Annotated in this window: 9 protein-coding genes; 6 read left to right on the top strand and 3 right to left on the bottom strand. The window is 69.1% G+C overall.

Features of this window, described 5'->3' with window-relative positions:
• From D7Y21_RS23910 to D7Y21_RS23895, 4 genes are all read left to right on the top strand, one after another.
• On the top strand, positions 1 to 408 hold a 408-nt coding region (locus D7Y21_RS23910), incomplete at its 5' end, for a DnaJ domain-containing protein (RefSeq protein WP_158627341.1).
• A gap of 24 nt (positions 409 to 432) precedes the next feature.
• Positions 433 to 1,137, top strand: coding sequence for a Smr/MutS family protein (locus D7Y21_RS23905; RefSeq protein WP_121715924.1), 705 nt, complete (start codon positions 433 to 435; stop codon positions 1,135 to 1,137).
• A 36-nt stretch (positions 1,138 to 1,173) separates the two neighbouring features.
• A complete protein-coding gene (gene add, locus D7Y21_RS23900; protein ID WP_121715922.1) occupies positions 1,174 to 2,166 on the top strand; it encodes an adenosine deaminase in 993 nt (330 codons plus the stop codon).
• 3 nt (positions 2,167 to 2,169) lie between these two features.
• Positions 2,170 to 3,243 (top strand): quinone-dependent dihydroorotate dehydrogenase, encoded by a 1,074-nt coding sequence (locus D7Y21_RS23895; protein ID WP_121715920.1) that lies wholly within the window; start codon positions 2,170 to 2,172, stop codon positions 3,241 to 3,243.
• A 58-nt stretch (positions 3,244 to 3,301) separates the two neighbouring features.
• Here the strand turns inward: D7Y21_RS23895 and D7Y21_RS23890 are convergent, their stop codons facing one another.
• Both D7Y21_RS23890 and D7Y21_RS23885 read right to left on the bottom strand, forming a co-directional pair.
• Positions 3,302 to 4,003, bottom strand: coding sequence for a double-CXXCG motif protein (locus tag D7Y21_RS23890; protein WP_120566015.1), 702 nt, complete (start codon positions 4,001 to 4,003; stop codon positions 3,302 to 3,304).
• On the bottom strand, positions 4,003 to 4,689 hold the full coding sequence (locus D7Y21_RS23885) for a TIGR02269 family lipoprotein (protein ID WP_233591814.1): 687 nt from the start codon (positions 4,687 to 4,689) through the stop codon (positions 4,003 to 4,005). Before D7Y21_RS23885 ends, D7Y21_RS23890 begins: the two co-directional genes overlap by 1 nt.
• A 247-nt stretch (positions 4,690 to 4,936) precedes the next feature.
• On the opposite strand from D7Y21_RS23885, the gene D7Y21_RS23880 reads away from it, so the two are divergent.
• Positions 4,937 to 6,541 (top strand): hypothetical protein, encoded by a 1,605-nt coding sequence (locus tag D7Y21_RS23880; RefSeq protein WP_121715918.1) that lies wholly within the window; start codon positions 4,937 to 4,939, stop codon positions 6,539 to 6,541.
• A 199-nt stretch (positions 6,542 to 6,740) separates the two neighbouring features.
• Here D7Y21_RS23880 and D7Y21_RS23875 read toward each other — a convergent pair whose 3' ends face one another.
• The gene (locus D7Y21_RS23875) at positions 6,741 to 7,823 is read right to left on the bottom strand and encodes an SMI1/KNR4 family protein (protein WP_121715916.1); all 1,083 of its coding nucleotides are present in this window, start codon (positions 7,821 to 7,823) and stop codon (positions 6,741 to 6,743) included.
• A gap of 203 nt (positions 7,824 to 8,026) precedes the next feature.
• Between D7Y21_RS23875 and D7Y21_RS23870 the strand changes: the two genes are divergently transcribed.
• Positions 8,027 to 8,605, top strand: a complete 579-nt coding sequence (locus D7Y21_RS23870) for a hypothetical protein (RefSeq protein ID WP_121715914.1) — start codon at positions 8,027 to 8,029, stop codon at positions 8,603 to 8,605.
• The last annotated feature ends 4 nt before the right edge of the window (positions 8,606 to 8,609 follow it).

The raw sequence follows: 8,609 nt of genomic DNA, 5'->3' as shown, positions 1-8,609 counted from the left end.
TCCCTGGACGCCCCCGCCTCCCTCGCCTCCTGCCTGGACTCCCTGCCTTCGGGCGAACGGCTCCGCCTGCTGGACGCGCTCTATGAGATGGCGCTCGCGGACGGCCCCCTCCAGCGCTCCGAACGCGAGGCCCTGAAGCGCATGGCCGAAGGCCTGGAAGTCCCCGACGCCAAGGTCCAGGCCCTGGCCGAACTGCACCTGGGCGACGCCACCGCCCACTACCAGACGCTGGGCCTCCCTCCGGACGCCACCGACGCGGAGGTGAAGAGCGCCTACCGAAAGCTCGCCGCCCGCTTCCACCCGGACAAGGCCAGCCACCTCGCGCCCAAGGCCACCGAGCAGGCCGCCCGCCGTTTCCAGGCCGTCCGCGACGCCTACGAGGAAATCCGCAGGCTGCGCGGCCTGTAGCCCGGGTTAGAAGACAGGAATCCCATGAGCCAGCGTCCCCCCAAGAAGAAGGAAGCGGAGTTCCAGAACAACCCGTTCAAGTCCGCCATCAAGACGCTTCAGGATCAGCAGAAGCAGGAGAAGGAAGCCGCCGCCGCCGTGGAGGCCGCGAAGAAGAAGGCCGTCGTGCAGAAGCCCGCGAAGGACTCCAAGGCCCGCCCGGAAGATGACGACGTGGGCCTCTTCTTCTCCGCCATGGACGGCGTGCAGCAGATCACCCATCGCGGTGAAGCCCCCAAGACGAACCCGCGCCTGCCGGAGCTCATCGACGACAACGCGGAGGCGCTCGCCCAGCTCTCCGACCTGGTCGCCGTGGACGGGCCGCTGTCGTTCACCGGCTCGGACGCGTCCTTCGAGGGCGCCTCCCCCGGCACCGACCCCAACCTGCTGCGTTCGCTGCGCCGGGGCGACTTCTCCGTGCAGGACCGGCTGGACCTCCACGGCAAGACGCAGCGCGAGGCCCAGGCCGCCGTGGAGCGCTTCCTGTCCGACAGCCGCCGCGCCAAGCGCCGCTGCGTGCTCATCGTCCACGGGCGCGGTTTGAATTCCAAGGATCAGATCCCGGTGCTCAAGGACGCGGTGCGGGATCTGCTGTCGCAGAAGCGGCTGGAGCGGATGGTGCTGGCGTTCTCCACTGCCCGTCCGCAGGACGGCGGGGCTGGCGCCGTCTACGTGCTGCTGCGCCGATAGCTTTACGCGTGGCCGTGGCTGTGCATACATGCCGCCATGGTTCGCGACCTCATTGACCTCCACATCCACGTGGGTGGCGCGGTGGCCCCGCACATCCTGTGGTCCATTGCCCACCAGCAGGGCTTCAAGCTCCCCGTCAAGAACTACTTCGACTTCGTCGAACTGATCACCTCCCGTCCGGGCAAGGTGGGCAGCCTCGACGACTACCTGAAGATCCTCCACACCTGGACGGAGAAGATCCAATCCTCTCCCAGCGCCATCGAGCGCTCGGTCTACGAGGTGATTGGCAAGGAGTACCGGGGCAGCCGCGTCACGCAGATCGAGCTGCGCTTCAACCCGATGAAGCGCAACCTCTCCAGCGAGCTGGACCTGGACCACATCATCCACGCGGCGCTGCGGGGCATGGACCGCGCGGTGCTGGAGTACGGCGTGAAGGTGGGCTTCATCTTCTGCCTGGCCCGCGAGTTCGACCACAAACTCAACAGCATCATCGTGGACAAGGCCATCAAGTACCGCTCGCGCGGCGTGTACGGCATCGACCTGGCCGGCACGGAGCGCGACGCGATGGAGCACAAGCCCTCGCTCGCGGAGTACGAGGACCTCTACGCCCGCGCGCGCAAGGGCGGCCTCAAGTGCACCGTGCACACCGGCGAGACGGCCGGCACGGGCGCGGGCGGCCTGATGGCGGCGGTGGAGAAGCTCAAGCCGAACCGCATCGGCCACGGCATCCGCGCCGCGTACGACGAGTCCGCGATGAAGGTCCTGCGCGAGAACAACATCACGCTGGAGCTGTGCCCCACGTCCAACATCCACACCAAGGCCGTGGCGGACCTGCAGGAGCTCAAGCACATCATGCAGACGTTCTGGGACCGCAAGGTGAAGTTCACCATCAACACGGACGGCCCCTACCTGCTGGAGACGGACATGCGGCGGGAGATTGAAATCGTCGAGTCCAACGGCCTGCTCTCCACCGAGCAGGTGGACCAGGCACTCGCGTGGGCGCGCGAGGCGTCCTTCATCCCGGCCTGACGCATGTACGGCCTGACTCGCGCATTGCTCTTCAGCCTGCCCCCGGAGCCCGCGCACCGGCTGGGCATGTCGGGGCTCGCGGCCCTGGGGAAGTGGAACGCCCGCTGCCGCGCGATGCGCGAGCACACGCTGAGCCGCGCCCCCATGGACCTGTCCGTGGAGCTGGCGGGGCTGAAGTTCGCCCACCCGGTGGCGCTCGCCGCCGGGCTGGACAAGGACGCGGAGGCCGTGGACGGGCTGTTCGCCTGCGGCTTCTCCGCGGTGGAGATTGGCACCGTCACGCCGAAGCCCCAGCCGGGCAACCCGAAGCCGCGCCTGTTCCGCCTGCCGGAGCACCGCGCGGTCATCAACCGCATGGGCTTCAACAACCACGGCACGGCCACCGCGGCGGAGCGCCTCAAGGCCCGCTCGTGGAAGCCCGGCCCGCTGGGCGTGAACATCGGAAAGAACAAGGACACGCCGCTGGAGCGCGCGGTGGACGACTACGTGGCGTGCGTGGACGCGCTCGCGCCGCTGGGGGACTACGTCGTCGTCAACGCGTCCTCGCCCAACACGCCGGGCCTGCGCAAGCTGCAGGAGCCGGAGGCGCTGTCCGCGCTGTTGCTCGCCGTGCGCGAACGGATGGACGCCGTTGCCCCGGGCACGCCGCTGTTCCTGAAGATCGCCCCGGACCTCACGCCCGAGGCCGTGGATGAAGTCGTGGACGTGGCGATGGCGCGCGGGCTGTCCGGGCTCATCGCCACCAACACCACCCTCACCCGCCCCTTCGAGCACAAGCACTCGAAGGAGGCCGGCGGCCTGTCCGGCGCCCCGGTGCGCGAGCTGTCCAACGCCGTCATCCGCCGCGCGTACCAGCGCGGCAAGGGCGCCCTGCCCCTCATCGGCGTGGGCGGCGTGTTCAGCGCGCAGGACGTCTACGAGAAGCTGCGCGCGGGCGCGACCGTGGTGCAGGTCTACACGGGCTTCATCTACGAGGGCCCGGGCATGGTGGACCGCATCCTCCCGGAGCTGGGCGCCCTGCTGGCCCGGGACGGCTTCGCCTCCGTGCGCGACGTGATTGGCGTGGACGCCCGCTAGCGAGAGCTCCTGTCCCCGAATCCCTCCTTCCGTGGACGTCTGTGCTGCCAAGGCCTGGTCAGCGTTGTGGCACCTCGCGGAACTCGACGTCGCTCGGGCCCAGCTTGTCCATCGAGACGGCGAAGCGCTCGGAGACCACCATCACCCCCGTTCCCCATACGCGGAACACGTCGCTCGATGGCACGGTGGCCGCGTCCAGCGCCCAGTCGGTGGCGAGGCTGAAGCCTCCCTGGTGGCCGCAGTAGTCACAGGACGGGCTGTCCGGCGTCACCGAGGCGTGGTGGGCGCGGCCGATAGGGCGCGCCTCCACCTCGTACAGCTGTCCCCCGCTCCCCTGCAGCTGGGCAGGCACCGCGTCCACGCCCTGCAGCGGCAGTTCGCGAAAGGCCGCCCGGGCGTCCTCGCGCACCAGCAGCTGCCAGCCAGGCCACGCCGTCAGCGGACCGAAGTCACCGGACGCGGTGCCCCGAAGCGGCCCGAAGGCGCAGCCTGGCGTCACCTCCTGGTCCACCGCCACCAAGGGCGTGATGGCCGCCGCCATCCGGCGGTACTCGGCCACCGTCGTCGGCCAGAGCGTCTCCTCGAGCTCCTTTGCGAGTGCCCCCGTTCCGCTCAAGTCCACCGTCGGGTACGCGCCCGCGCCCGCCCAGGTGCCACAGCGTGGACAGTCCACCCCTGGCAGCACCCAGCGGTGCTCGGCGTCGTAGCTCCCGCTCCAACGCCATGGCCCCTGCGACGCGCGCACCTCGTAGTACCGCATCAGTCACCCCTCACAGGTTGGGGACTCAGGTCGACGACTTGCCAGTACGTCATCGTCAGGCCGAAGAGGCCGTGCCTCTGAATCATGGCCGACGCCTGCTCGAAGTATTCCGCCTTCCTGGCGCGGTCCTGTTTCATGCGAAGCCATTCCTCCCACTCGCGATTCCACGGCCCGCCTGCCTCGCCGCGGTGAATCTTGTGATGTAGCTCCGCATCAATGGCAATGACGTACTGGTGGACGTCGATGCCCTTGCGAGCGAAGCGACGCTCGAAGGCTTGGGGGAAGATGTGGTGCCGCTCCTTCGGCCGACGGGCCCACTCCTCTATCGCTTGCTGCCGACGCAACTCGCTGGGCAGCGGCTCTCGCCTGTGCCAGCGGAAAACCATGATGGGCTGCGCACCGCCTGGAAGTCCCTGGGCACTTCCCCAGTTGCGTTGCGCGCCACTGCCGGGCGCGACGAGGAGTGGTGCAACCGTGGCGCCCCGCGTTCGCACCACGCGCCCGGGAACCAGGTCCTCGCAGAGGTACAGCGCGCAGCCCTCGCCGGCGCACAGCACCGCGGTGCAGACGTCGTGCGTGTCATCGCGACACGCTGCCGTCGTTCCCGCCTCCCGCCACACCTCCTCGGGCGTTGGCCGGTGCACTCCAGCTGACGCGCAGCTGACAAGTAGCAACAGCCCAAGCATCCAACGCATATGCCCCCCGACGTGAAAGCCGCAGTCTCCCGCACAGCTCACCGTCACGAGCGTGTCCGCGCGGGCAGCGCTCCATCCGGTCGCCGACAGCGGCCGGCCTTCCCGTTGCCCCAGGGCACACCCGCCGCTCCCGCGTAGCCTCCGTTGTCTTTCAAGCAGCCGCATTGACCCGCAGGGCAGCTCGCCGTGTGTCCGCCCCGAAGCACCTTCCTCGCATCTGGGGGCTGGGGAGGCAGACATGCGGACGAGGTCGTGGTGGTGGGTCGTGGCGGCGGGGAGCGTGCTGGGGTGCGGTGCCGGACCGGAGGCGGTGGGTCCGGAGCCGTTGCGCGATGGGGCGGAAGTCCATGCGCGGATGGAAGCGGCGTGGGGCACGCGGGAGGTGAAGCAGGTCCTTCCTCCCGGCCGGACTCCCGGGACCCGGCTGGACAAGGAGCCCCGCCCCGAGCTGCTGACGGACGTGGCGGGCACGCTCTACTTCGTCGTCCAGGAGGAGGATCAACGCATCGCCCTGTGGAAGAGCGACGGGACGACGGCGGGCACTGTCGTGGTGAAGGCATTTCCTCCGACGAACGCCATCCTGGGCGGGCTGAGGATCGGCCGCATGACACCGGTGGGCTCACGGCTATTCTTCCACTGCTTCGAGCCGGCGCTCGGCTGGGAGCTCTGGGTGAGCGATGGGACGGAGGGAGGCACGCGGCCCGTCGCGGACCTGACGCCGGGCCCAGGTGATTCGGGCGGAGGTGGCTTCAGCGTCCTGAACGGGTCGCTCTCCTTCTTCCGGAACGCACCGGCCGGCCAGGGAGGCACGGAGCTGTGGCACACAGACGGGACGGCCGCCGGAACAGTCCGGGTGATGGACTTCGGCCGCTACACCACCCCCTACGGCGACGTGCTTCCCACGTCCGGCACACGGGTGTTCCTCACGGAGGACTTCGAGGAGAGCGTGCGGTTGTGGCGCACCGACGGCACGGCCGCCGGGACGGTCCAGGTGAAGGACTTCGGCATCCCGGGGCGGTACCAGCGCACCATCATGTGGACCCAGCGGGTGGAGGACACGCTGCTCTTCGTCCTCCAGGACGCGGTGAACGGCACGCGCCTGTGGCGGACGGATGGCACCGCGTCCGGCACCCGGCTGCTGAAGCGGCTGGATGCGTCCGCGGACGTGGCCCTGTTCCCGCCCCAGGTCGTGGACGGCACCGTGGTGTTCACCCTCACCGATGAGGGCCCCAGCCTGGAGGTCTGGAAGACAGACGGCACGGAGGCCGGCACGCTGCGGCTGGATGCCTTCGGCCGGGACGGCCAACTGTTGGGCGTCGCCGGAGGCTTCGCCACGGTGCTCACACGCACCGAGGACGGCCACTCGAAGCTCTGGCGGCTGCCAATGGCCGGTGGGCCCAAGCAGGGCGTCGCCGTCCTCCCCAATCCCTACTCAGACGACCCGAAGGCCGTGCCGGGCCTCCGCAACGCGGTGACGGTGGACGGCCGCATCTACTTCGCCCGGACGCTGGGCGCGACGGTCCAGACGCCTCGCGACGTGGACCTGTGGGTGACGGATGGCACCGCGGAGGGCACGCGTCAGCTGTCCTCCGGCCTCACCCGGCCGGATGTGTTCCATTCACCGCTCTTCGGTCTGGATTCCGGCGGCCTGCTGTTCTCCGCGAAGGGCAATGTCTGGGTCACGGACGGGACGGTCCAGGGCACCCACGCGGTGGACTCCCTGACCGCGAACAAGACTCCGGCGGAAGCGGCTGCGTTCACCCGCGTGGGAGGACAGGTCTTCTTCCGCGCCCTGCCCGGCGCACCAGGCTTCTCGCTGTGGGCCATTCCGCTGAGCCAATAGCCTGACGCGTCATGCCCTCCAGGGCCTGTTCCGTGTCTTCCTCGCAACACAGGAAAACCGGGACAGGCCCCGGGCGATGATTGTGGGACGTCTTCCGCCCTTCCAGGTGCGCCGTGAAGATCTCCCCCGGGCCCCGAGGCCGCTCCGGCCGGACTGAGTGCGCCGTTCTTCCTCCTCCGCACAGCCCGGGACCGCGCGCTCAGTATTCCTTCAGGAGGGCGGTGGCCACCTTGAGGTCCAGCCGCTTGAACAACGCCGAGACCTTCGCCTTCGGGATCAGCTTCTTCGCGGCCGCCTCGACCCTGAGGAGCGAGAAGGCGAGCTGATCGAGTGAGGCGAAGGCCGGCGAGACAGAGCCCTCCTCGTGCGCGTAACGGAAGACCGCTCCCGTCGTGACGTCGAGGAGGAACATCTCGCCGGAGCCGTCGCTCGCGATGCCGACGTACTTGTCGTCGCTCGCACCGGCCAGGTCCTCCTTCTTGCAGTCGAAGCCGTAGCTGTCGAAGTCGAAGGAGATGGTCATCGACGGCACGCCACCGCCCGTCACCACTTCGTCCAGCGCACGACCCGCGGGAACGGAACGAACCTTCTTGCTGCCGGGCTTCGACACGCGGGGCGCCTTCGGGAAGAAGCGCGCCGCGTCGGCCGCGAAGTCGCCACGCTCGATGTAGCCGGCCAGGGTGCCCGCCTCGGCGGTCTCACCCCACTCGGTGAGCGTGGGCTTGCTCACGTCGAGGGGCGTGCCGTCCTTGGCGAAGAACGTCGTGCTCTTCAGCTTGCCCTTGGCGAACACCGCCGTCAGGCGATGCGGCCAGGGCTTCGGAACCTTGAAGATCTTGTGCAGGAGCGTGGTGCCGGCGTGCTCGAACAGGGCCCCATCGACCGGGCCGACGACCCACTCGACGGCGCCGTCGATGACGCCATCACGCAGTTCAATCCGCAGCTCGTCCGGGAAGTCGAAGCCGGGGCGGAAGCGCACCTCGACCAGCGCGCCGTCCGCGAACGTCGCGATCATCGTGTTGGTCGGCCCGTTCGGCAGCCCGAGCGCCGCCTGCATGGCCACGCGCGGTGCGTGCTCCGACATCTCGTGGATGCCGAGCGACCATTTGATCTCTCCATCCAGCTTGCCGTCCTTGCGCGTGGCAGCGAGCAGCAGGAGTCCCGACGGATGGATCCACAGGCGCTCGCGCGGCTCGTTGGGGCCTCCGCATCGCCAGAGATTGGCGGAGGCATCGAAGGTGGCTTCAGGAGGCACGCTCTTGGGGCGCGGGGCGGTCGTCATCGTGCCGCACCATACCTGTCGCACTCCTTCCCTCCACATTTCCCTGGGAACGGGAATCTTCTGGTGGGTGCGGATTCGCTTGTCTGCCTTTGAACGCTGACGCAATGCATCTCAGACGCCTCTTGGGCTTTCCTGGACTCCAAGGAAACTCCGAACGTGCTAGGTCCGATGATGGCTCCAGGAACTCCGTCCTGAGGTGCCACATGAAGATCTCCCGCCCGCTGTCGACCCTCCCGCAGATCGAACAGCAGCCCCTCACGCCTCCGGTCAAGTGCGCGTCTGGACAGAGCATCCTCGCGGGTGGCCGGGGTGGTTCCAACGGTGCGCAGGCCTACAAGGAGCTTCCGGACGGTTTCCAGGGTGGCGCCTCGCAGGCCCGGCTGGACGGCTCCATCGGGGACCGCCTCCATCGCGGCCCGGTGGGCGACGGCGGCGAGGCCCAGCCCTGCGTCTCCGGCTCCAGCGCGAGGGGCATGGGGGGCGGACACTCGGGTTCCGTCTCGTGCAGCTTCGTGCCCCCGGACAGCGGGGCGGCGGGTGCGCCCGAGTCGAAGCCGTCTTCCCCCCTGGAGAAGTTCGCCGAGAAGATCCGCGACCTGTTCGCGAAGCTGCTGGGCGGGGACATCCCGGAGGCCTCCCGCCGTGGCCGGGTGGCGACGGGCGATAGCTCCCGGTCCTCGGGGTCCAAGCACTCCGGCAGTGGCCAGGGCCGCATCGGGGCCGAAGAGGAGCCCCAGCCGGCCGACTTCTCGTCCCGGTCCAGCCGCGAACCCAGGGCCTGATCCT

The sequence above is a fragment of the Corallococcus sp. AB045 genome, from assembly GCF_003668895.1.
Lineage (GTDB): Bacteria > Myxococcota > Myxococcia > Myxococcales > Myxococcaceae > Corallococcus > Corallococcus coralloides.
The sequence above is the reverse complement of the archived record's forward strand: the minus strand, read 5'-3'. Positions and strand labels throughout refer to the sequence as shown.